We start from the raw sequence: 22,330 nt of genomic DNA, 5'->3' as shown, positions 1-22,330 counted from the left end.
AGGTCTGCAGCGCAAGAAAATGTTCCGCCGGCAGGGTTGGAAGGAAAGCCGGTTCTCGTCTTCATGGGGCGGTTTGTGGTGCAATCACGCAATGAGCACCTTTGCCGACTCCCGCAGAAAAGCAATCCAGCCCACGCTTGCGCGACTGCCGCCGCTGACATCGCTGCGGGCCTTCGTCGCGACGGCGCGACATCTGAATTTCGTTCGTGCTGCCGAAGAGTTGCATGTGACGTCGGCTGCGGTCGGTCAACAGATCCGCCTGCTGGAAGACTATCTCGGCCAGCCGCTTTTCAACCGGGTGCGTGGCCAGTTGAATCTGACGCCGGCCGGGCTGGCATTGGTGCCTGGATTGACCGGGGCCTTCGATGCGGTTCTGACCGCCATGGCTCAGTTCGTGCAGAGCGATCATGAACAGCCGATCCGCGTTTCGGTCGCCCCGTCCTTTGCCAGCAAGTGGCTCATCCCGCGCCTCGATGCGCTACGGCGGGCCGCCCCGCGCCTTCAGGTCCTGGTCGATGCGTCGACCCAGTTGACGAACCTTGATGCCGGCGACGCCGATTGCGTGATCCGCTACGGCAGCGGTCCATATCCGGGGCTCATCGTCGATCATCTCTTTTCCGAAGCCGTGCTGCCGGTGTGCAGCCCGGAGTTTGCGGATACGTATGGGCTGTGGGGCAAGCCGGAGGCGATCGAAGACGTGCCGCTGCTGCATGAGGAGGGCGCCGAGCATGATCAATCCTGCCCGGATTGGGGTGGATGGTTGCGCGCCGCCGGGCTTTCCTGCCTTCCGTCGCAGGGTGGTTTTCGTCTCAACCAGTCCTCCCTCGTCCTTGATGCAGCGCTGGCGGGGCAGGGGCTGGGGCTCGGCAAGATCCGGCTGGCGGAAGCAGAGATCCGCTCCGGGCGGCTGGTCTGCCCCTTTGGCGTGCCGCAGCCCGTCAGTTCGTCCTATTTCTTCGCCACCACGGCGCATACGGCGCGATTGATGCGCGTCGATCTGTTTCGCGAGTGGCTGCTCGCGGAAGCGCGCGCTCTGCAGACGATGGACGAGATCATCGCGCGCCGCATCCGGCCGGCCGCCGACATGATGGCGGCCGAATAAGTTGTTCTTCCAGGCCCTGCCGCTCTATTTAAGCCGAAAACCCAGCCTGCGCGCGGCCGCGGCTAGCACGTGCCGGCCCTTCAGCGCCTCGACCGTGCCAATACGATTGCGGACCTGATCGGTCCAGTCGATCGCCGGCATCGCCTGCTCCGCCTGAAAGCTTCGCAATGCCTTGTTGTAGCCGGCAAGATCCCGCGCCCGGGCGTCATCCGCATATTGCTCACGATGCAGGACCGTCGATTGCGGCAGGCGTGGCTTTACGCCGGCGGGCTGCGCCGGGTCCGGAAAGCCGACCGTCAGGCCGAAGACCGGGAAGACGCCTTCCGGCAAGGCGAGTTCCCGGGCCACCGTTTCCGGATCGTTGCGGATCGCACCGATGTAGCACGTCCCAAGCCCCAGCGATTCAAAGGCAACGACCGCATTCTGCGCCGCAAGTGCCGCATCGATCACGCCAAGCAGAAAGCTCTCGATATAGTCGAGGCCGTCGCCCGCCGAGCCGCCGTCCGCTGCGATCGCCCGAGGCCGGGCAAGGTCCGCGAGCCAGACGAGCAGGAGGGGTGCCTGGGCGATCTGGCGCTGATTGCCGGCAACGGCGTTCAGGCGGCTCTGCCGCTCGGGGTCCTCGACGGCGACGACACTCCATGCCTGCAGGTTGGAGGAGCTGGCAGCCGACTGCGCGGCGGCAACGGCAAGTTCGACAGCGGTGTGTGGAACCGGATCCGGCAAATAGCTGCGCACGCTGCGGTGGGAGAGCAGCGTATCGATCGTTTCGTTCCAGTCGCTGCCGAGGTGCTGCGCCTGGCGATAGCGTTCGGCTGATAGCGTCGCCAGCCGGTCGGTGCCGGTTGGTTTTGCCGCAAGGGATGGTGTCATGGGAGCGTCCTTTCCGGGCCGCTATTCCGCCGCGGTGGCGTAGGGGTTGTGTGGTCGCGTGAGGCCAAGGTGATCGCGCAATGTGCGCCCGGTGTATTCCTGCCTGAACAGACCGCGGCGACGCAGGATCGGAACCACTTCATCGACGAAAACCTCAAGCCCATGCGGCAGCACATCGGGCATGAGGTTGAAACCATCAGCCGCACCGGCGGTGAACCATGTCTCGATATCGTCAGCGATCGCGGCAGGCGTTCCGACAATCGTGCGATGCCCGGTACCGCCGTTGAGCGCGCGTATCAGGCCTCGAACGGTCAATCCCTGCCGCCGCGTCAGCGCCAATGTGGCGTGGAAGAACGTGTGCCCGCCGTCAGCCGGCAGCGGTATGTCCTCAGGCAATGGCTTGTCGAGTTCGAGCTTCTTCTGATCGACCTGCAGGACGCCGGCCAGCCGGGCAAGGCTGTACTCCAGCGGAATGAGGTCGCGCAGCTCTTCCTGTCTGCGCCTCGCTTCCGCTTCGGTGCTGCCGATGATGGTGGCGAGGCCCGCAAGCACAAGGATGCTGTTTTCCGAGCGACCGTAACGAGCGGCGCGACGACGCAAATCCCTGGCGTAATCCAGCGACTCTTCGAAGGATTGTGAGGCGGAGAACACGGCTTCGGCATGTTCGGCGGCGAGCGCGCGCCCGTCGTCTGATCCGCCCGCCTGCACGAGAACCGGGTGCCCCTGTGGCGGGCGCGGGATATTGTGCGGCCCATGCACGGAGAAGTGCTTGCCGTTGTGAGCGATCGGATGCACGCGGCCGGGATCGACGAAACGTCCCGTCGCGACGTCGCCGACGAAGGCCTCTTCCTCCCAGCTGTCCCATAGCGCCTTGACCACGGAGGCAAATTCGCCGGCCCGCTCATAGCGGCTCGCATGGGCCACGGGCTTTTCGAGGCCGAAATTCCGGCTTTGCGCCAGATCCGCGCTGGTGACGATGTTCCAGCCGGCGCGCCCGCCGCTGGCATGGTCGAGCGTCGCGAAGCGCCGGGCGATATTGTAGGGCTCGTTGTAAGTGGTGGAGGCCGTGCCGATCAGCCCGATCCGTTCCGTGCTGGCCGCAACAATCGCAAGCACGATCGTCGGTTCCAGCGAAGTCAGTGGGCGGAAGTCGATGCGGTCCGATATGGCCGCCTGGTCGGCCAGGAAGACGGCATCGAAGGTGCCTCGTTCCGCGATGCCAGCGACCTTGATGTAGTGGTTGATGTCGAAGGAGGCGCGCGGGTCGCTGCCTTCCATGCGCCAGGCCGCCGGGGAGAACCCCGAGTGCAGGATATTGATGTTGAGATGAAGCTGCCGTCGGCTCATTGGAATATCCCCGGCTCGGGATAGTCGCCAGTCAGGAACCAGGAGCCGACATTGCGGGTCTTGTACTCTGCCGGATTGTGGAGCGTATGGATGCGGACGTTGCGCCAGAAACGATCGAAGCCGTAGGGGCGCACGGCCGAACGGGCGCCCATCACCTCGAATATTTCGCTGGTGACGTCGAGCGCGACCTTGCCGGCCAGGACATTGGCGGAAGCCACGGCGATCGCGGTCGCGCCGCGCTCCTCTGCCGTGAGCGCCGGGCCCTTGGCATAGGCTGCATCGATGGCGACTGCGGCTCTGTCAGCCAGTGCGGTTGCGGCCTGCACCTTGGTCCAGAGTTCACCGTACTGTCGCTTGATCCACGGGTCGTCCGAATGGCGTTCGACACCGGAGTAGATCCACGGCCGAGACTTCGTGATCGTATAATCCCGCGCTGCGATCAGGGCGCCTTGCGCGCTGCCGATGAAGACGTTGAGGAGAACGCTCTGCTGTTGCTGCGGAATGAGAAGGGCAGCCGGATCCCTGGGGCGTTCCGGCAGCTCTTCATCCTTCACCGCCACATCCTTGTAGAGGACGCGACCGCTGCCGGTCTGCCGTTGGCCAATCCCATCCCAATCGTCGGCTATCGTTATGCCGTCGCGATTGGCGGGAATATAGGCGAAGCTGCGGGCGTTCGTTTCCCCGTCTTCCCATGCGACCATCAAATAGTCGGCGACATGCGACCCGGAGGCGAATGGCCGATAGCCGTTCAACAGGACGCCACCTTCTATCCTTTTGCCGAAGAGGCTTTTGGAGAAGCTGTTCGTTGTATTGCCCCAAAACCACCGACCCTCGGCCGATTGCCGCAGGATCGCGGCCGATCGTTCGTCGCTGGCCCCCGTCAGGGCATTCTGAATCGGGCTGAAGTGATAGCCGAACAGGTGGCCAAGCGAGCCGTCGACCTTGGCGAATTCGCGCACGATGCGCAGAGCCGTCGAATAGGGTTGTCCCTCGCCACCGAATTCCGTGGGAATGAGGAGATTGACGAGGCCGCTCTCCTTGAGAAGCCGGACCTGCTCCGTCGGCCTCCCGCCCTGTTGATCCCGCTCGACGGCATCGACAGCGAAGATGTTCCTGAGTTCGACCGCCTTGGCGAGATAGGGATCGGTCTGGTCCGGCTCGAAGAGGAGGGGAGGTAGCAGGGCTGGTTCGAAGCCTGAGGGCTTTACGGTCATCGTCTTATCTCCGTCAGTCGTGAAGTCGCGGAAAGCCATGCCGCTCTGAAAGCAGTTCGAGAATGCGGCTGGTCTTGGAGACGAAGCGCTTGCCTTTCCAGTCCGCAGCATCGGGTGGCGGGTTGGATGCGAGGACCAGCACCGGCAAGGACTGGTTTTCCTCGCCAACCGCCTCGATGACCTGCGTGCGCGGGCGAGGGAAGTGAACTCTCCGCACCTCAATGCGGGCGGCAAGTTCGGGGAAGCTCGAAAGCAAGCCCTCGATCGCGTTGCAATGGGGGCAGACGAAGGTCTGGCCGGGGTGCTTCGGATCCGAGAAGCCGGGAGCGATGAGAAAAAGCGTATCGCGGCTCATGTCTGTTCTCCTTACTCGGCCGCGACTGCGCCCCGATTGACGCCATGGCTGTTTTCGGGGCGCTTGAGGCCGAGGTTTTCGCGTAACGTCGTGCCCTCATATTCATGGCGGAAAAGACCGCGGCGGCGCAGTTCCGGCACCACAAGCTCGATGAAATCCGCAAGGCCACCCGGCATGATCGGCGCCATGATATTGAAGCCGTCGGCGCCATAGTTTTCGAAGCGCTCTTCCAGCGTATCGGCAATGTCAGTTGGCGTTCCCACCACTTGCCAATGACCGCGCGCGCCGGCGATGCGGAGGTAGAGCTGCCGGATCGTCAGCTTCTCACGCCGGGCGAGGTCCAGAACCAACGCCTGACGGCTCTTGCCGGCATTCGTCGCAGGCGGATTTTCGGGCACCGGTCCATCGAGCGGATAGTCCCTGAGGTCGACGCCGGATAGCTGGGAAATCAGGTTCAACCCGACCTCCGGCTGAACGAGTTCCTGAAGGGATTCGAACTTTTCCTGGGCCTCCGATTGTGTGCGGCCGACGACCGGGAAAATGCCGGGCAGGATCTTCAGATCGTCGTGCGAGCGGCCGTATTTGGCAAGCCGTCCCTTGACGTCGGCGTAGAAGCCCGTCGCTTCCTCCAGCGTGATCTGGGCGGCAAAGATGGCTTCCGCCGTGCGGGCGGCAAGCTCCTTGCCGGGTTCGGAGGCGCCCGCTTGCACGACAACCGGTCGCCCCTGTGGCGAGCGCGGAATGTTGAGCGGGCCGCGGACCTTGAAATGCTTTCCAGTGTGATCGAGGCGATGCAGCTTGGCCGGGTCGAAATAGCGGCCGCTTTCGCGATCCCGCAAGAAAGCATCGTCTTCCCAGCTGTCCCAGAGGCCGAGCACCACATCAGCAAATTCCTCGGCTCGTTCATAGCGGTCGGAATGGAGGATCTGAGCCTCGTGGCCGAAATTGAAGGCGGCGTCAGGGTCGGAGGAAGTCACGAGGTTCCAGCCGGCCCGGCCGCCGCTCAGCCGGTCGAGCGAGCCGAATTGCCGCGCGAGATTGTAGGGATCGGAGTAGCTGGTGGAGGCGGTGGCGATCAGCCCGATATTGCGGGTAACGGAGGACAGCGCGGAGAGCAGGGTGATCGGCTCAAAGGGATAGACACCGCTGTGAGCCTTGCGGCTCGCAGCCTCGACATCCTTGATGCGCGCGGCGACACCGTCTGCGAAGAAAATCGTGTCGAACTTCGCCGCTTCGGCGAGCTTAGCCAGTTCCACATAGTTCTCGAATTCGGTGCCGACGGAGGCTTTCGGATGACGCCATGCGGCCACGTGATGCCCGGTGAAGAGCAGAAATGCGCCGAGTTTGATCTTGTCCTTGCGTCTCGCCATTGCGGTCCCTTTCAGCGATAGATGGCCGGCACGGGAAATTCACCAGTCAGCAGCCATGTGCCGACGGTGCGCTTCTTGTACTCGGCGGGATTGTGGAGCGTGTGCGTTCTGACGTTGCGCCAGAAGCGGTCGAAGCCGTTGGCAACGGTCGCGGAGCGGGCGCCCATCACCTCGAAGATCTCGCTGGAGACGGCAAGTCCGACTTCACCGGCATAGACGTTGGCCGTCGCGACATCGATCGCGGCTGCGCCACGGCCCGCGGCGGTCAGCGAAGGCCCTTCGGCGTAGGCAGCGTCGAGGCTGCGCGCCGCCTTGTCGGCCAGCTCCGTTGCCGCCAGCGTTCGAATGTAGAGGTCGCCATATTGGCGCTTGACCCAGGGGTCGTCGGTGTGCCGCTCGACGCCGGAATAGACCCATGGCCGCGAACTCGTTGCCGTATAGCCGCGGCCTTCCTCCAGTATACCCTGCGCGCTGCCGACGAAGACATTGAGGAGCACGCTCTGCTGGAGGAGCGATGTGAGGGAGGAGTAGGGCGTCAGCGGCACGTCGGGCGAGCTGATCAGTTCGTCGTCGTGAACCTCAAGATTCACGAAGCGGACCGTACCGCTGCCGGTCTGCCTCTGGCCGATGCCGTCCCAGTCATTCACGATGACAATGCCTTCCCGGTCGGCGGGAACGGCGGCGGTCAGCCGGGCGCCGTCGGCATTTTCCCAGGAGATCTGGATGTAATCGGCGATATGCGTGCCCGAGGAGAATGGACGACTGCCGTTGATGATCCAGCCCGTTGCCGTCCGTTCGCCGCTCGACGTCTTCGACAAGGCGTTCCCGGAATTGCTCCAGATCCAGCCGCCGGCCGCCGAGCCGGTCAGCCATTTCTCTTTCTGCGCCGGCGAGCCGCGAAACAGGATGAGGTTGAGCGGCAGATGATGGTAGCCGAACAGGTGCGCGAGCGAACCGTCGGTCTTGGCAAACTCCCGGACGATACGCAGGATCGTCAGCCATGAGGCGCCCTGGCCGCCATATTCCCTGGCGATCTGCGCGGAGGGCAGGCCGCTAGCCTTCAGAAGCCTGATCTGCTCGACGGGGCTGCCGCCCTGTTTGTCTCTCTCGACGGCATCACGGTGGAACGCCTGGCGCAGCTCGGCCGCTTTTGCCAGCAGCGTGTCGTCAGCATTTGTTTCGAACGGCATTTTGCCTCCGGGAATGACGGTGAAAGGGGCGTTCACCCCTCTATTTCCCGTCAACGGTTGGCTGGCCGGCGGTTCAAGTTCAGAAATATCTGTTTGATTTCACGGAAAGAAATTCTTTCGCCGGCGCGCTCAATTCCTGCGTTTCGTCGGGGTGCTCATCGACGAAAACATCATCCCGTCAAATCGCGGAAATTGAGTAGCTGTTCCTCTGTGGTGCGCCGACTTCGAACAATCGTTCAGACGCAATTATTCTTTCCCGGACGAGAAGAAACTTTCACTTCGGCTTTCGAGGCACAGAACTGAAGCTTCCCCTCAGCGGACCACAATCCAAACCCGAGAGGAGCTCTTCGCGTGTCCATCAACCGTCGCAGTTTCAACCAGCTGATGTTGCTTGCAAGCGCCAGCACCCTGCTCCCGTCGATCTCCTTTGGACAAGGCGCTGCACCGGCGACGGGCGGCACCTTGAACTGGCTCTACCGGGTGGATCCGGGCAATGCTCTCTTTGCCATCAACACGTCGTCGGGCACCGGCCAGGCGATCGGCCCGAAGATCGTTGAGGGCCTGCTCACCTTCGACCTCGATGTCAGGCCGCAGCCGCTCCTGGCAACGGAATGGGCGGTCTCCGATGACAATCTTCGCTACACATTCAAGCTTCGCAAGGGCGTGAAGTGGCACGACGGCAAGGACTTCACCTCCGATGACGTCGCCTTCTCGATCTTCCGACTGAAGGAAGCGCATCCGCGCGGTCGCATCACCTATCAGAACGTGGTGGCGGTCGAGACGCCGGATCCGCTCACCGCGATTATCGTGTTGTCGAAGCCTGCCCCGTTCTTGCTTGCTGCGCAGTCGAGCTCGGAATCCCCGATCGTGCCGAAGCATATCTTCGAGAAACTGGCGCCGGGTGACGGGCAGACGCTGCAGACCGCGATCGGCACAGGCCCCTTCAAGCTGACGGAATGGGTGGCCGGCAGCCATCTGATCTTCGAACGCAATCCCGACTATTGGGATGCGGGCAAGCCCTATCTCGACCGCATCATCCTGCGCATCGTCACCGATCCGGCCGCCCGGTCCGCGGCCCTGGAGACAGGTGAAGCCGACATCGGCGACAATCCGGTGCCGCTTGCCGATCTCGACCGGCTGAAGCAGGTCCCCAATCTCATCGTCGACACGACCACCTACGCCTATTCCGGCCCGCAGCAGCAGCTGTTCTTCAACTACGACAATCCGCTGTTTGCCAAGCGCGAGGTCCGGCTTGCCATCGCACAGGCCATCAACCTGCAGGAAATCGTCGACGTCGCGCTCTATGGTTATGCGCAGGTGTCGCCCAGCCCGGTCAGCACGGCCTTGCCGCAGTGGTACGACAAGAGCGTCGTGGCCCATCCCTACGATACGGCCGCAGCCGAAAAGCTGCTGGATGAGGCGGGCTATCCCCGCAAGGCGGATGGCAAGCGCTTCGATCTCCGGCTGACCTACAACTCGTACCTGCCGCAAGGCTATGCCGATGTGCTGAAAAGCCAGCTGGAAAAGATCGGTGTCGGAATCGAGATCAAGAAATACGACCTGCCGACCTTCCTGAAGACAGTCTACACCGATCGCGCCTTCGACCTCGTCGTGGAGTCGCTTTCCAACACTTTCGATCCGTCGCTCGGCATCCAGCGCGCCTACTGGAGCAAGAACTTCAAGATCGGGCTGCCGTTCTCGAATGCCAGCCACTACGCGAATGCAGAGGCGGATGCGCTGCTCGAGGCGGCCGCGATCGAGCCCGACGAGAAGAAGCGCTGGGAGGTCTGGAGCAAGTTCCAGCACCTCATCCACGACGAAGTCGCCTCTGTCGACCTCGTCGCCGCCGGCGCCCAGATCGTCGCCAACAAGCGGGTCAAGAACTACGTCACCGGATCGCAGGGCCTCAACTGGAGCTTCGGCGATCTGTGGCTGGATCCGAACGCTTGATGTCGAGGAGCAGGAAACATGTCTAAATATCTGATAGACAAGGCCACATTGATCGATTGGCTGGGCGATGAGCTGGAATTGGCGGTGCTTGATATCCGCCCGGCCGAAGACGTCGGCTATGCGTCGCCGCTGTTTGCGACGAACCTGCCGGCCGGGCGCCTGGACGTCGAACTCGACCGCTTCGTGCCGCGCCGTAGTGTTCGCACGGTTCTGGCCGATGGCGGCGACGGCAATGCCGAAGCGGCGGTCAGCCGTTTGCGGCAAGCGGGCTGGACGGATATCCACTTCTTGGAAGGGGGCATTCCCGCCTGGGTGGAAGGCGGCGAAGAGCTTCCGACATTCGATATTCCCGGCGTTCCCTTTGTCACCAGGGCGCGTAAGGAGAAGAAGACGCCGGTGACGTCCGCTGTGGAACTGAAAGCGCTGCGCGATCAGGGTCAGGACGTCATCGTCCTCGATACGCGCACGCTCGCCGAATACGAGAAGGCTCATGTGCCGGGTGCCGTCGGCGTTCCCGGGGCCGAACTGTTGCTGCGCTTCCAGGACCTCGTCCCCTCGGCGAAAACAAGGGTCGTCGTTTCCTGCGCCGGCCTGCCACGCGCCATTCTCGGCGCCCAGACGCTGATCGATGCCGGCGTTGCGAACGCCGTCTCCTATCTCGACGACGGCACGCGTGGCTGGACGGATGCGGGTTTCGAACTGGAGACCGGGCGCACCGCCTCTTACGGTGAGCCAAGCGAAGAGGCGCGCCAATTTGCGCTTGAGCGCGGTGATAGCCTTTCTGCAAAGGACGGCCTGACGTTCATCGATCGACAGACTGCCGAGCGATGGAACGCCGATCCGGCGCGCACGACCTACCTGCTCGATGTTCGCACGCCGGAGGAATTCGCGCGCGCGAGCCTTCCCGGATCGATCTCGTCCGAGGGCGGACAGCTTCTCGGCGTTGCCTATAGGACAATCGCCGTTCGCGGCGCCCGTGTCGTGTTGATCGACGATCTGCTGGGATCGCGTGCCCGCATCGTCGCCCACTGGCTGGCCCGCCGCGGCTTCGAAATCGCGATCCTGCTTCACGATTTCGAGGCGGAGAAGCGGGCAGCCGCTTGAGGCGAGGCTCGCCTTGGCCGGAACGGGAACCGAGCCTCGGATACCGCCGTCGTCAGCCGGCGGTAGTGCGGCTTTGAATAGGAAACAACGTCATGACTGATATCAATGGGGCCTGGGGCGCGCCGCCCAGCGAACGCTTCGAGCGGCTCGCAGAAACCTTCAGGTCGGTTTTCGCCCGGATTGGCGAGCGTGCGGTCGATCGTGACCTCGCGCACGAATTGCCATTCGATGCCTATGAGTGGCTCAAAACCTCCGGCTTTTCGCGATTGCGGCTACCAGTCGCGAACGGTGGCCTAGGCGCGACCTTGCCGGAACTCTTCGGCCTCATCATCGAGCTCGCTGCAGCCGATCCGAACCTCACCAATGCCTATCGGAGCCACTTCGGCTTTACCGAGGATCTGCTGAATGCACCCGAAAGCGCTTGGCGCGATGCTTGGCTGAAGAGGCTTGGGCAGGGCGAGACGATCGGAAGCGGGTTCTCCGAAGTCGGCGACACGCCGCTCGGCAGCTATTCGACGCGACTGGTCCGCAATGGCGCCAACTGGCGGCTCGACGGCGAGAAATTCTACACCACCGGCTCGCTTTACGCGGACTGGATCACGCTCGGTGCGATCGACGGGGACGGGCAGCCGATCGGCGCGCTGGTGCCGACATCGGCGCCGGGCGTCGAAATCATCGACGACTGGGATGGCTTCGGCCAGTCGCTGACAGCGAGCGGCACTGCCCGTTTCCGCGACGTCGAGGTCGCCGACGATCTGATCAAGCCAAGCGCGGTGCGCTTAAGCTATTCCGGCGGGTTCTTCCAACTGGTCCATCTCGCCTCGCTCGCCGGCATCGGTCGCGCTGCGGCAAACGATCTGGCGCGGCATGTCGCGGCGAGAAAAAGGGTCTATAGCCGTGGCAATGCGTCCCGATCGGCACAGGACTCCCAGGTCCAGCAGGTCGTGGGGAAGGTGAGGGGCGCCGCTTACAGTGCAGGTGCGATCGTACTGCAGGCGGCAAGGGCCCTGCAGCGGGCCTATGAGGCCAACCAGGGCGGTGATCAGGAGCAGATCGCGCTGGCCGGTCGCAATGCCGAACTCGAGGTCAGCCAGTCCGTGACCGTCGTCACCTCGCTGATCCTTGACGCCAGCACGGTGCTGTTTGACGCGTTGGGAGCATCCGCCGTCAAGCGCGGCCACGGTCTCGACCGCCACTGGCGCAACGCCCGCACGATCGCGTCCCACAATCCACGTATCTACCACGATCGCATTGTCGGTGATTTCGCCGTCAACGGTACGATCCCGGGCCCGCAGGCGGGCGTGGGCGTTGCAAGAGAAGAAGAGGCAGAACGGACTGACGCATGAGCATTCAAAAACGTCGCATGAACCTAAACGTGGGGCTGAATTCCACCGGCTATCTCGCGAATGCGTGGAAATATCGTAGCGGTGGTCGGCATGATATCAACGATCCCGCCTATTACCGGCGCTTGGCGGAAATCGCCCGCAAGGGGCTGTTCGACGCCGTGTTCTTTTCCGACCATCCCGCGTTGATGACGGAACCGCTCGGGCGCCCCTTCCACACGATCGATCCGTTGATCCTGTGTACGGCTCTAGCCGCTCAAGTACCTGATATCGGCTTTGTCGTCACGGTCTCCTCTACCTACAATTCGCCCTATAACTTCGCGCGGCGCGTCCAGTCGCTCGATATCGTTTCGGGCGGGCGCCTGATCGTCAATATCGTCTCGTCGTTCAATCCCAACGTCGCCGCCAATTTCGGCAGCGCGGCGCTTCCGCCACGCAACGAGCGCTATGCGCGTGCGACCGAATTTCTCGATGTGGCGAAGAAGCTGTGGTCGAGCTGGGACCCACGCCGCGAGAGTGAGGTTGCCTCCGATCGCTTCTGGGATAGCGCCAGCGCAATCGCGATCAATCACGAGGACGAATTCTTTCAGGTGCGCGGGCCGCTCAATGTGCCGCGCGGACCGCAGGGACATCCCGTGATTGCCCAGGCCGGCGCATCGGACGGCGGCATCGAGCTTGCGGCGCGGCACGGCGAGATCATCTACTGCAACATCCTTTCCAAACCCGCAGGGAAAGCCTTCGGCGACAAGGTGCGCGGCAGAGCTGCTGTGCTCGGCAGGGATCCATCCGGGATTCGTATCGTTCCGGGCCTTGTTGTCATCCTGGGGCCGAATCGAAAAGAGGCTCTTCGCAAGCATGAGCTTTACAGCGGCACCGGATCGGAAGATGGCCTGCTTGAACGCTTCGTGCGCGAGCATGGCTTGGACCGTGACCGTTTCGATCCGGATGCCGTGTTGGACTACGAACGCTTCGTCCCCGACCCGAACAGGCAGCAAGCGGTGGGAATGGGGCTTGGTCTATCCGACCTGCTGCGCCACGAGAAATTGACTGCGCGGCAGGCCATACGTCGTTCAGAGGGGCATCATCGGCTTTTGCTCGGCACTCCGGAGGAGGTAGCAAACGAAATGATAGACTTTTGGGAAGACGGCACGGTCGATGGCTACACTCTGCAACCGCCTCGGGCGCCGGACGACATCATTGAGTTCGTGGACAAGATCATCCCGATCCTTCAGGATCGAAACGTGTATCCCCGCCAATACGAGGGGCAGACGATACGCGACCGCTACGGTCTGCCCAATCCGCAGTGAAACGAAAGAGATGGCCGCAAGGCAAAACGACATAACAGTGGCTTGCGGGTGACGGCGTCATGGACGCCGTCACCCGTGAGTAAGGAAGTCTAGCAGCGGCCCGAGGCGACGGCGTTCACCGTACGCTCGCGACAGCCGGGCTGAAAACCAATAGGCTCAGGATCTCGAACAATACCTGCGCACCAGCCTGTGCGGTGTTGGTGGTATTGTCATACTGCGGAGCCACCTCCACGACATCGCCACCGACGAAATTGAGACCTTTGAGGCCGCGCAGCAGTTCCAGCGCCTCACGGCTCGTCAGGCCACCAATCTCTGGCGTCCCGGTGCCCGGCGCGAACGCAGGATCGAGACTGTCGATATCGAAGGACAGATAGGTCGGGCCATCTCCGACGATCTTTCGGGCCTTCTGGATGATGGCGGGGATACCCATGCCACCGACCTCTTCGGCGTGGATGACCGTCATTCCGGACTCGTAGGAAAACTCCCAGAGATATTCGGAAGGTCCCCTAATGCCGATCTGGATCGTGCGGGTCGGATCGAGGACGCCGTCCAGAACGGCGTTGCGCATCGGACCGCCATGATGGAATTTCGTCTGGTCGAACGGGCCCCCCGTGTCGCAGTGGGCATCGATATGGATGAGGCCGACGGGCTCTCTGGCGCCGACTGCCTTGAGGATCGGGTGTGTGATTGAATGGTCGCCGCCGACGGAGAGCGGAATGACGCCGGCTTCGACGATCTTGCGGATCGCTGCCTCAATATTCTCGTGGCATTGCTCCAACCGATAGCGGCTCCCGAACGGGATATCACCGATATCGGCAGCGCGTAGATCATAGGCCGGTGCGCAATCGAGCACGTGATTGTAGGGACCGATGCGTTCGATGCCGCGCACAGCCCTCGGTCCAAATCGCGAACCCGGCCGATTGCTGACGCCGAGATCCATCGGAATGCCGACTGCCGCGACCTGCAGGTCGCCGAAGTCAGGGGCCGCGAAATTGACCTCCCTGTAGGGCAAGCCTGCGAAGGTCGAAATGCCCGAATAAGGTGCAGCGCGTGTGCCGCCCCTAAAGATCTTCTCGGCCACACGGCGGAAGCGCGGATCGAAGAACTCGGCGCTATCGGCGAACTTCTTGCGTAGATCCTCAAGGTGCTTCTTCAACTCAACCATCGTTCTTGTCTTTCCTATGAAATTTCCCGGCAATACGACCAAGGGGCGCAGACCTGGGCAAAAAGCGTTGTGGGCGGTTCCGATCGTCGCCTCAGGGCTGCGGCGAAAGGTGCTCGTGGATCGCCAGCCATTCTCCGCTCGCCTGCTTCTCGAAGACGATCGTCTCGCGCTCGGTGCTTGTCGACGGCTCACCGTTGAAAGCAAGATCCGTCTCGACGGAATGAGTGAATATGGCGACGGAGCCGGCAATCTGAACATCCTGGTCACTGGAACGGCAGGCCCGCACACGAAATCCGTCGCGCGTTTCCCACAATGCCCATTCGGCCTCATATTCCGCACGCGTATGAAGGCGGCGGTCGAGATTGTGAAATATGAAGGTGGCGGCGGGCGCAAATGCCGCGAAGTAGCTATCACGATCATGCCTGCCAAAGGCTTCGACGAGGCGATCCGCTGCGGCAAGCACAGCTTGTTGCTGGTGTTCCATCCCTGATGTTCCCTGCTATTGAATTTTGGGGCTGCTGATTAAGACGGCAAGCGGCCGGTTCTGCCGTGCTACGCGTTCCTTGAGCCTATCCAGCGTCATCGCTTCGTCTTTGACGAACTCAAGGAACATCATGTTGAGGTTATTGAAGACCATCTGGCCCACCGCAATCGCATCGATCCCAGGCATGACAGCGCCGCGAAGCTGCAATTTCTGGACCAGCGTCGAAACCTGATCGCACAGGCGCCCGTCGAGTTCGGTATATCGACGGCTGAATGGGCTCTCGGGTTGCTGGATGGAGATCGCCATGGCCGTACGCCACATCTCCTTGCTGAGATAGACCAGCGAATGGTCAAAATACTGGTCGATCAGTACTTGCAGGGCTTCGAGCGTAGTGGTCGGCGGATTTTCAACGATGTCCTTGCCGGAAGCCAACACTTCCTCGACTTCCATCGAAACGGTGGCGACGAGAATGTCGCCCTTGTTTTCGTAGTAGTTGTAGAACGTGCCAACCGACACTTCCGCGCGCTCGGCAATGTCTTCGATGCGGGCGCTGTCATATCCGACCTCCCGGAAAAGGCTCGTCGCCGCCTCCAGTATGCGGCGATTGCGATCGGCTTTCTGCTTGGCGCGCAGTCCCGTCATATGCGACTCTCTCGAATAATGAATGTCCTCAAAAATCATATTGACTAAAAAAATGAACTCATTCAATCTTTTTCATGAAGGCGCCGAAATGAGCGTCACCGACAGAGGGCCACATGATGATTGATATTACTGAAGGCGCTTTTGCGCGCAGACTCCTCGCCTCCGCTGCCATCCTCGCATTGGGTGCCGCAACAATAACGATCACCCCGGCGCCGGTACTGGCGCAGGAGGAATTGAATGCGCTTGTCTGGTGCGATCACACCGATCCCGCACTGATCGAGCCCTTCGAGCAGGCGAACAACGTAAAGGTCAATTTGAAGGAATATGAGGGTACGGGTGCGGGTCTCTCCATCATCGACCAGTCGCGCCCGGGAGACTGGGATGTGCTCGTTATCGATGGCGTCGACGTGCAACGCGCGGTCGACAAGGGCATTCTTGCGGAGATACCGGCCGACGCGCTTCCTAATGCAGATATCTTCCCTGAAGTTCGCATGGAACCCAACAACACCCGCGACGGCAAGACCTATGCGGTCACCGAAAAGTTCGGCTACAACACGGTTTCCTATGACAAGACAAAAGTCGATCCGGCCGACATGAAGGATATGTCGAAGCTCTGGTCCGACAAGTACAAGGGCCGCATCGCGGTCTATGACTACTACCTGCCGATGATCGGACTGACCGGTATCGATTTGGGCAAGGCAACGGCGAGCCTGACGGATGCCGACCTGCCGGCAATCAAGGACAAGCTGTTTGCTCTCAAGGCCAACGCCAAGCAGGTGAGCGACGTCGTCTCGTCGCAAACGGCACTTGCGACGGGCGAGGTTGATATCGTCTTTGGCGGAGGCGAGTGGCTGACGGCCGGTCTGGTGAAAGACAAACCCAACCTCGATTGGGTCATCCCTGAGCAGGGCGCAGTGCGCTGGGCCCAGTCGATCGGCGTTATGAAGGACTCCACGAAAAAGGACCTCGCCCTCAAATTCGTGCAGTACATTGTAAGCCCGGAAGGGCAGGCGCGACTTGCGACGTCCTCTTGCTATTGGGCGATGCCCGCAAATGCCAAGGCCGGCGAGAAGCTGAGTGCCGAACAGAAAACCGCTTTGCGCTGGGACGAGCAGGCCGACTATCTCAAGCGCACGCAGCTTTACCCGATCCCAAGCGCGGAACTGGACGCAAAGATGCAGGACGCCTGGACCGAAATGCTGCAAAACTGACAGCTTCGACCCCTCTATACTGAATCACAAGACCCTCTCCCCGTGGATGGGAGAGGGAAGTCGGAGACTTGCCTGTGGCTGCTCATTCACTTGAAGATGTCGAACGTCGAAAGGCCTGGGGTTTCGTGGCACCGGCGCTCGTCTGGACGATCGTCTTCTTCGTTGCTCCTTTTCTGTTCATGGCGGCAATGAGTCTCTGGGCGCAACAGGGCGGCTCGATCGTCCGCGTTTGGAACCTTGGCAACTACATCGCCTTCTTCGAGAAGGATGCGCTGTTTCGCGGGCTGACGAATTCCCTCGAGATCACCGCGATCGTGACGGCCCTCTCCATCCTGCTCGCCTATCCCCTGGCCTGGATCATTGCAGAGCGGGTGCCGCAAAGGTTCCAGCGAACGGCGTTAATTCTTGCGGTCCTGCCGTTCTGGACCTCTTATGTTGTCCGTTCCTATTCGTGGCTGCTCGTGCTGTCGCGCAATGGCGTCATCAATCAGACACTCATGAACATCGGCGTGATCAGCGAGCCGCTGGAGCTTGCCAGCAACCGTACGGCGACCGTTATCGGCTTCGTCCACTTCTTCGTCATGCTTTTGACGCTGACGATCTACGCAAACCTTGTGCAGCTCTCGCCAAATTACCGCCGCGCTGCTGCCGACCTCGGCGCAAATGCATTTCAGACGTTCTGGCACGTCATTTTGCCCCTGACCATGCCGGGCATCATGACGGGAGCATTCCTCACCTTCGTGCTCTGCATCGGCGACTATGTCACGCCGCAGATCCTGGGCGGCAACAACGAACTTGTCTTGCCTCAGATCATCATGCTGCAACTTGGTCGCCGCGCGGACTTTCCGATGGCCGCAGCACTCTCGATCATTCTGATGCTAGCGGTCACCGCAGCCTATGTCGCTTGCGCGCGCTGGCTGAAGATTGAGAGAACGTGATGATACGCAACCGGATCACCAGTATCGCCTGCAGCGCCTACGCGGTTCTGATCTTCGGCTTCATCTTTTTGCCTGTTATCGTGCTGGTGCTATTTTCGTTCCAGGATGGGCGCCTGCCGGTACCGCCATTCAATGGCTTTTCCCTGCAATGGTATGAAGCAGTCTTTGCCGATCGCAAGCTGATGTCGGCACTGCTGCACTCCTTCTTGGTGGCGACGATATCGTCGTTCGTCGCGTGCCTTCTCGGCTTCCTGGCGGCCTACGCGCTCGCCCGCTTCAAGCTGCCGGGCTCGGCCTGGCAGCGCGGCTTGCTGATCGCGCCAATGACAGTCAGCTACCTCATCATTGCGCTCGGACTCCTGACCGTCCTCAACGCATTCGGAATTGGCCTATCGCTATGGACGGTCGGCATCGGTCACGTGGTGATTAATCTGCCGCTGTGCTTTGCGATCATCTACTCGTCGATGGGGGACCATCACATCAACATTGAACGCGCCGCACGCGATCTCGGCGCCAGCGATATCAAGGTGATGGTGCTGGTGACGGCGCCAATGCTGCTGCCGTCGCTGCTCGCCTCCTTCTTCCTGTCGATGACGTTTAGCTGGGATGAATTCATCATCGCTTTTCTGCTGTCGCGCTTCGACGTTACGCTCCCGGTCGAAATCYGGAGCCTGCTTCGTTCGGGCCTCAATCCCAAGACCAATGCCATCGGATCGCTGGTGTTCCTCGTTTCTGTCACCTTGCTGATCATGCTGGAACTGTTCCTGTTCAAAAGGACGAAAAAATCATGACCGCTGCGGTTTTAATCGAAAACGCAACGAAGACTTTCGGCAGTTCCACCGCTCTCGACGATGTTTCTCTCGACATTGCTGCAGGCGAATTCATTGTTCTGCTGGGACCGTCCGGCTGTGGCAAGACCACGCTTCTGTCCATTCTCGGAGGCTTTCTGTCGCCGAGTAGCGGTCGAATTGCGATCGGGGGCAAGGAAATGACCCACGTTCCACCGGCAAGACGTCCAACGACGACGATGTTCCAGGACTACGCGCTGTTCCCGCACATGAAGCTAAAGGACAATGTCGGGTTTGGCCTCAGAATGCGCGGCATCGGCAGGGCCGAGCGCGAGGAGCGCGCAAAGAGCTTTCTCGACCTCGTTGGGCTCAAGGCTTCGGGGGACAAGAAACCACATGAGCTTTCGGGTGGGCAACGCCAGCGTGTTGCACTTGCCCGGGCCCTCGCCGTCGACCCTGACGTCCTGTTGCTCGACGAACCGCTCGGCGCGCTTGATCTCAAGCTTCGCCGGCAGATGCAGGATGAGCTGAAAGCCATCCAGAAGCGTGTCGGCACGACGTTCGTCCACGTAACCCACGATCAGGAAGAGGCCATGGCAATTGCCGATCGGATCGTGGTGATGAACCAGGGTAAAATCGAAGACTTCGGACCACCGTCGGAAATCTACATGCGGCCACGCTCGTTGTTTGCGGCAGGCTTTATGGGCGAGGTCAACTTCGTTCCCGGCAAGATCAGAGATATCGACGGCACCGGGGCGGTCGTCGAAACAGCGCTGGGGAAGGTCACATTGCCGAAAGCCTGCTTCACGGCTGGCTCGCCGTCCGCCGGGCAGGGGACAATGCTCTGCATCCGGCCGGAACATTTCCGCCGTGCCGGCGAAGGCGATGGCGCCGTTACGGCGCTCGGGCAGGCCACGGTGTCCAACAGCGCCTTCTTCGGAACCCACTATCGATGCCATCTGGCGCCCAATGGCGCTCCTGATATCAGCATCGTCGCGCATATGCCGCAATCAACCGTCGTCGCCGAAGGTCAAGTGCTCACGCTTGCGGTCAACGTTGGTGATATCGTCGCCCTGCCGTCGAAACAGGCATAGGCCCAGACGATGGAACGGATCGCTGCGCACAAATGGTATGAGCTGAAGCGGCTGGCCGACGATGTCACGCAGATTTCCGAGCCCTTCATCCAGGAGTTCTATCGCTGCAACGTCTGGCATGTGCGCGGACGGGATCGGGATATGCTGGTCGACAGCGGCATGGGCGTCGTTTCGCTGCGCGAATGGGTGCCGCTCGTCACCGAGCGGGATCTGATTGCCGTCGCGAGCCACACCCATTTCGACCATATCGGTTGCCATCACGAGTTTGAATGCCGGGCCGTCCATTCGGCGGAGGCCGATCTGCTCGCCGACCCTACCCGGCAAAACACGCTTGCTGATCCATACGTGACCGACGATATCTTCGACGCGCTGCCGCCCGAGCCCTATTGCTCGAAGTGCTATGGCGTGAAAAAGGCGCCGGCCACGCGCATTCTGGAGGATGGCGATGTGATCGATCTCGGCGACCGTAGGTTCGAGGTTATCCACACGCCGGGTCACTCACCAGGCGGAATCGCGTTGTGGGAAGCCGAAACAGAAACGCTGTTTTCGGGAGACATCCTCTACGACGGGCCGTTGATCGAGGACACCTACCACTCGAATGCCGATGATTACCTCGCATCGATGGAGCGGCTCCTGGGAATTCCGGCCAGAACGGTACACGGCGGCCATTTTCCAAGTTTCAGCGGCGAGAAGTATCGCCGCCTGGTCACGGACTGGCTGAACGCAAAACAGAACAAAGTATGACGGGAGTAACGACATGCTCGACAAGCGCAAATTCTATATCAATGGCGAATGGGTAGCGCCGCTTGCTGCCAACGATCTGGAGGTTATCAATCCGGCGACCGAGAAGCCGGTCGCGGTGATTTCCATGGGCACGCCCGCCGATATCGATCGTGCGGTTGCTGCCGCGAAGACTGCGTTTGCCACGTACAGTCGCACGAGTGTGGAGGAACGACTTGCGCTTCTCGAAAGGCTGCTTGAGATCTACAAGCGCCGCTACGAGGAGATGGCACAGACGATCACGCTCGAACTCGGCGCGCCGATCACCATGAGCCGCGAGCAGCAGGCTGATGTCGGCGTAGGTCACCTGCAGGGCTTCATCGATGCACTGAAGCAATTGAAGGTGCGCGACGTTTTGTCGAACGGCGACGTGCTCTTGCGGGAGCCGATCGGGGTCTGCGGCCTCATTACCCCCTGGAACTGGCCGATCAACCAGATCGCGCTGAAGGTGGTTCCGGCGTTGGCAACAGGCTCGACCTGCGTGCTGAAGCCCTCCGAGTTCACTCCGCTCAACGCCATGCTCTATGCGGAGATGGTACATGAGGCGGGCTTCCCAGCCGGCACCTTCAACCTCGTCAATGGCGACGGTGTTAATGCTGGCGCCGCCCTTTCGAGGCACAGGGACGTCGACATGATGTCCTTCACCGGATCGACGCGTGCCGGCATCGCCGTCAGCAAGGACGCAGCGGATACCGTCAAGCGTGTCACCTTGGAACTCGGCGGCAAGTCTCCCAACCTCGTCTTTGAGGACGCCGATCTCGAAGACCGCATCACTGGCAGCGTCCTCGAATGTTTCAACAATTCCGGACAATCCTGCGACGCGCCAACTCGTCTACTGGTACAGAAATCGGTCTACGACAGGGCCGTCGAGATCGCTCAGCGCGTTGGCGGCAGTGCCACCGTGGGAAACCCCGCGGAGGAAGGTGGCCACATCGGGCCGCTTGTCAGCGACGTCCAGTATGGCCGCGTGCAGGCATTGATCGAGGCCGGCATCGCGGAGGGCGCGCGCCTCCTCGTCGGTGGTGCCGGCAAGCCGTCGGGCTTCGAAACCGGCTATTTCGTCAAGCCGACGATTTTTGCCGACGTCAACAACTCCATGCGGATTGCCCGGGAGGAAGTGTTTGGTCCGGTCTTGGCTATCATGCCGTTTGAGACCGAAGAGGAGGCGATCGCAAACGCCAACGATACCAGCTACGGGCTGGCGGCATACGTGCAGACCAGCGATCCAGCCCGCGCCGAGCGTGTGGCAGGACGACTGCGCGCCGGCATGGTTCATATCAACGGCGCGCCCCATCGCTATGGGAGTCCGTTCGGCGGCTACAAGCAGTCGGGCAACGGCCGCGAAGGCGGGGTATTCGGATTGGAAGATTTTCTAGAGGTGAAAACACTTCACCGTCCCGACGCTGCTTAATCTAATGGCTGGCTCAGTCGTGAACTCGGCCGTGACTGAGCTGGCTTGCCGATCACTGCGAAAGCTGTTCGCGGTTCCGTTACTGGGAGAGGGCCGACTATTGTATCACATTCTTCATCGGGTCAGGGCGTCGAAATATCCCGCATGCGCGTGGTGTTGAACCAGGTACAGAAGGCTTCCCTTCGCATGCTGACGCTTCATGAAGTCTATGCGGCACAGCCCACAAATTTGAGCCAGCTTCATGCGTTCGGACGCATTCTAACCATCGATCGGATCGGAACGACTTGGCAACTATAGGGAGAGCAATGACTTGGCATTAACATGCGTCGCTGCTAATAAAACACCAGGGCACACCACAATCAGCAGGTAACAATGGATAAAGACCATATTACGCGCCGGAGCCTACTCTTGAGCTGTCTGGCGATGATGGCGACCTCGTGCAGCACGTTGAATTCTTCAGTCCGGAATCCCTATGCCTCAAGAACTTCCCCTATTCAACGACGGGAGGTTGCRTATTCGGGCGGCGAGGCGCCGGGCAGTATCGTCGTCAACACCTACGAACGTTACCTCTACTACGTTGAGGACGAAGGCCGCGCGACACGCTATGGCGTGGCAGTCGGCGAGGAAGGTCTTACTCTGAAGGGCAATGCCGTTGTCGGGCG

Annotated in this window: 20 protein-coding genes and 1 pseudogene; 12 read left to right on the top strand and 9 right to left on the bottom strand. The window is 61.2% G+C overall.

Going from position 1 to position 22,330, the window contains the following annotated elements; all coding sequences use genetic code 11:
- Positions 1–91 precede the first annotated feature (91 nt).
- Positions 92–1,102, top strand: coding sequence for a LysR substrate-binding domain-containing protein (locus tag AC1DE4_RS26555; RefSeq protein ID WP_477883813.1), 1,011 nt, complete (start codon positions 92–94; stop codon positions 1,100–1,102).
- 24 nt (positions 1,103–1,126) lie between these two features.
- Here AC1DE4_RS26555 and AC1DE4_RS26550 read toward each other — a convergent pair whose 3' ends face one another.
- From AC1DE4_RS26550 to AC1DE4_RS26525, 6 genes are read right to left on the bottom strand one after another with little or no spacing between them, the layout of a single operon-like run.
- Positions 1,127–1,975, bottom strand: a complete 849-nt coding sequence (locus AC1DE4_RS26550; RefSeq protein ID WP_477883811.1) for an NADPH-dependent oxidoreductase — start codon at positions 1,973–1,975, stop codon at positions 1,127–1,129.
- A gap of 21 nt (positions 1,976–1,996) precedes the next feature.
- The gene (locus AC1DE4_RS26545; RefSeq protein WP_477883809.1) at positions 1,997–3,322 is read right to left on the bottom strand and encodes an LLM class flavin-dependent oxidoreductase; all 1,326 of its coding nucleotides are present in this window, start codon (positions 3,320–3,322) and stop codon (positions 1,997–1,999) included.
- Positions 3,319–4,536, bottom strand: coding sequence for an acyl-CoA dehydrogenase family protein (locus AC1DE4_RS26540; RefSeq protein WP_477883807.1), 1,218 nt, complete (start codon positions 4,534–4,536; stop codon positions 3,319–3,321). Before AC1DE4_RS26540 ends, AC1DE4_RS26545 begins: the two co-directional genes overlap by 4 nt.
- 13 nt (positions 4,537–4,549) lie before the next feature.
- Positions 4,550–4,891: a DUF3088 domain-containing protein gene (locus AC1DE4_RS26535; protein ID WP_477883805.1), complete on the bottom strand. Its 342-nt coding sequence runs from the start codon at positions 4,889–4,891 to the stop codon at positions 4,550–4,552.
- A gap of 11 nt (positions 4,892–4,902) precedes the next feature.
- Positions 4,903–6,261 (bottom strand): LLM class flavin-dependent oxidoreductase, encoded by a 1,359-nt coding sequence (locus tag AC1DE4_RS26530; protein WP_477883803.1) that lies wholly within the window; start codon positions 6,259–6,261, stop codon positions 4,903–4,905.
- 11 nt (positions 6,262–6,272) lie between these two features.
- Positions 6,273–7,451 carry an acyl-CoA dehydrogenase family protein gene (locus AC1DE4_RS26525; RefSeq protein WP_192304476.1) on the bottom strand — a complete coding sequence of 393 codons (1,179 nt, stop codon included), beginning with the start codon at positions 7,449–7,451 and terminating at the stop codon, positions 6,273–6,275.
- Positions 7,452–7,802: 351 nt separating this feature from the next.
- Between AC1DE4_RS26525 and AC1DE4_RS26520 the strand changes: the two genes are divergently transcribed.
- The 4 genes from AC1DE4_RS26520 to AC1DE4_RS26505 all read left to right on the top strand — a co-directional run bounded on the left by AC1DE4_RS26520 (position 7,803) and on the right by AC1DE4_RS26505 (position 13,155).
- Complete coding sequence (locus AC1DE4_RS26520) at positions 7,803–9,401, top strand: ABC transporter substrate-binding protein (protein WP_018859521.1); 1,599 nt, start codon at positions 7,803–7,805, stop codon at positions 9,399–9,401.
- A gap of 18 nt (positions 9,402–9,419) precedes the next feature.
- A complete protein-coding gene (locus AC1DE4_RS26515) occupies positions 9,420–10,505 on the top strand; it encodes a rhodanese-like domain-containing protein (protein ID WP_477883800.1) in 1,086 nt (361 codons plus the stop codon).
- Positions 10,506–10,597: 92 nt separating this feature from the next.
- Positions 10,598–11,851: an acyl-CoA dehydrogenase family protein gene (locus tag AC1DE4_RS26510; protein ID WP_477883798.1), complete on the top strand. Its 1,254-nt coding sequence runs from the start codon at positions 10,598–10,600 to the stop codon at positions 11,849–11,851.
- Positions 11,848–13,155, top strand: a complete 1,308-nt coding sequence (locus tag AC1DE4_RS26505; RefSeq protein WP_477883796.1) for an NtaA/DmoA family FMN-dependent monooxygenase — start codon at positions 11,848–11,850, stop codon at positions 13,153–13,155. The genes AC1DE4_RS26510 and AC1DE4_RS26505 overlap by 4 nt, the downstream gene beginning before the upstream one ends.
- Positions 13,156–13,270: 115 nt before the next feature.
- On the opposite strand, the gene speB is transcribed toward AC1DE4_RS26505, so the two are convergent.
- The 3 genes from speB to AC1DE4_RS26490 form a co-directional block, all read right to left on the bottom strand.
- On the bottom strand, positions 13,271–14,320 hold the full coding sequence (speB, locus tag AC1DE4_RS26500; protein ID WP_018859530.1) for an agmatinase: 1,050 nt from the start codon (positions 14,318–14,320) through the stop codon (positions 13,271–13,273).
- A gap of 91 nt (positions 14,321–14,411) precedes the next feature.
- The gene (locus AC1DE4_RS26495; RefSeq protein WP_018859531.1) at positions 14,412–14,804 is read right to left on the bottom strand and encodes a YybH family protein; all 393 of its coding nucleotides are present in this window, start codon (positions 14,802–14,804) and stop codon (positions 14,412–14,414) included.
- A 15-nt stretch (positions 14,805–14,819) separates the two neighbouring features.
- The gene (locus tag AC1DE4_RS26490; protein ID WP_026372095.1) at positions 14,820–15,446 is read right to left on the bottom strand and encodes a TetR/AcrR family transcriptional regulator; all 627 of its coding nucleotides are present in this window, start codon (positions 15,444–15,446) and stop codon (positions 14,820–14,822) included.
- Positions 15,447–15,559: 113 nt separating this feature from the next.
- On the opposite strand from AC1DE4_RS26490, the gene AC1DE4_RS26485 reads away from it, so the two are divergent.
- The 7 genes and pseudogenes from AC1DE4_RS26485 to AC1DE4_RS26455 all read left to right on the top strand — a co-directional run.
- On the top strand, positions 15,560–16,657 hold the full coding sequence (locus tag AC1DE4_RS26485; protein WP_192304484.1) for a polyamine ABC transporter substrate-binding protein: 1,098 nt from the start codon (positions 15,560–15,562) through the stop codon (positions 16,655–16,657).
- 74 nt (positions 16,658–16,731) lie between these two features.
- Positions 16,732–17,595, top strand: a complete 864-nt coding sequence (locus AC1DE4_RS26480) for an ABC transporter permease (protein ID WP_192304486.1) — start codon at positions 16,732–16,734, stop codon at positions 17,593–17,595.
- Entirely contained in the window at positions 17,595–18,386 is a 792-nt protein-coding gene (locus AC1DE4_RS26475; protein ID WP_477883793.1) for an ABC transporter permease, read from the top strand. The genes AC1DE4_RS26480 and AC1DE4_RS26475 overlap by 1 nt, the downstream gene beginning before the upstream one ends.
- Positions 18,383–19,477: an ABC transporter ATP-binding protein gene (locus AC1DE4_RS26470; RefSeq protein WP_477883791.1), complete on the top strand. Its 1,095-nt coding sequence runs from the start codon at positions 18,383–18,385 to the stop codon at positions 19,475–19,477. Before AC1DE4_RS26475 ends, AC1DE4_RS26470 begins: the two co-directional genes overlap by 4 nt.
- A gap of 9 nt (positions 19,478–19,486) precedes the next feature.
- On the top strand, positions 19,487–20,221 hold the full coding sequence (locus tag AC1DE4_RS26465; RefSeq protein ID WP_477883789.1) for an MBL fold metallo-hydrolase: 735 nt from the start codon (positions 19,487–19,489) through the stop codon (positions 20,219–20,221).
- A 13-nt stretch (positions 20,222–20,234) separates the two neighbouring features.
- The gene (locus AC1DE4_RS26460; RefSeq protein WP_477883787.1) at positions 20,235–21,668 is read left to right on the top strand and encodes an aldehyde dehydrogenase family protein; all 1,434 of its coding nucleotides are present in this window, start codon (positions 20,235–20,237) and stop codon (positions 21,666–21,668) included.
- A 372-nt stretch (positions 21,669–22,040) separates the two neighbouring features.
- Positions 22,041–22,330: pseudogene (locus AC1DE4_RS26455) on the top strand (L,D-transpeptidase); the annotation flags it as partial.

This window comes from Rhizobium sp. 10N414 (genome assembly GCF_056394785.1).
This window is presented reverse-complemented; position numbering and strand designations above follow the sequence as displayed.

Coding starts and splice junctions, on each gene's coding strand:
- AC1DE4_RS26505 (WP_477883796.1), top strand. CDS start 11,848: ATGAGCATTCAAAAACGTCGCATGAACCTAAACGTGGGGCTGAATTCC.
- AC1DE4_RS26525 (WP_192304476.1), bottom strand. CDS start 7,451: ATGCCGTTCGAAACAAATGCTGACGACACGCTGCTGGCAAAAGCGGCC.
- AC1DE4_RS26530 (WP_477883803.1), bottom strand. CDS start 6,261: ATGGCGAGACGCAAGGACAAGATCAAACTCGGCGCATTTCTGCTCTTC.
- AC1DE4_RS26510 (WP_477883798.1), top strand. CDS start 10,598: ATGACTGATATCAATGGGGCCTGGGGCGCGCCGCCCAGCGAACGCTTC.
- AC1DE4_RS26515 (WP_477883800.1), top strand. CDS start 9,420: ATGTCTAAATATCTGATAGACAAGGCCACATTGATCGATTGGCTGGGC.
- AC1DE4_RS26490 (WP_026372095.1), bottom strand. CDS start 15,446: ATGACGGGACTGCGCGCCAAGCAGAAAGCCGATCGCAATCGCCGCATA.
- AC1DE4_RS26485 (WP_192304484.1), top strand. CDS start 15,560: ATGATGATTGATATTACTGAAGGCGCTTTTGCGCGCAGACTCCTCGCC.
- speB (WP_018859530.1), bottom strand. CDS start 14,320: ATGGTTGAGTTGAAGAAGCACCTTGAGGATCTACGCAAGAAGTTCGCC.
- AC1DE4_RS26470 (WP_477883791.1), top strand. CDS start 18,383: ATGACCGCTGCGGTTTTAATCGAAAACGCAACGAAGACTTTCGGCAGT.
- AC1DE4_RS26465 (WP_477883789.1), top strand. CDS start 19,487: ATGGAACGGATCGCTGCGCACAAATGGTATGAGCTGAAGCGGCTGGCC.
- AC1DE4_RS26535 (WP_477883805.1), bottom strand. CDS start 4,891: ATGAGCCGCGATACGCTTTTTCTCATCGCTCCCGGCTTCTCGGATCCG.
- AC1DE4_RS26460 (WP_477883787.1), top strand. CDS start 20,235: ATGCTCGACAAGCGCAAATTCTATATCAATGGCGAATGGGTAGCGCCG.
- AC1DE4_RS26495 (WP_018859531.1), bottom strand. CDS start 14,804: ATGGAACACCAGCAACAAGCTGTGCTTGCCGCAGCGGATCGCCTCGTC.
- AC1DE4_RS26550 (WP_477883811.1), bottom strand. CDS start 1,975: ATGACACCATCCCTTGCGGCAAAACCAACCGGCACCGACCGGCTGGCG.
- AC1DE4_RS26555 (WP_477883813.1), top strand. CDS start 92: ATGAGCACCTTTGCCGACTCCCGCAGAAAAGCAATCCAGCCCACGCTT.
- AC1DE4_RS26540 (WP_477883807.1), bottom strand. CDS start 4,536: ATGACCGTAAAGCCCTCAGGCTTCGAACCAGCCCTGCTACCTCCCCTC.
- AC1DE4_RS26545 (WP_477883809.1), bottom strand. CDS start 3,322: ATGAGCCGACGGCAGCTTCATCTCAACATCAATATCCTGCACTCGGGG.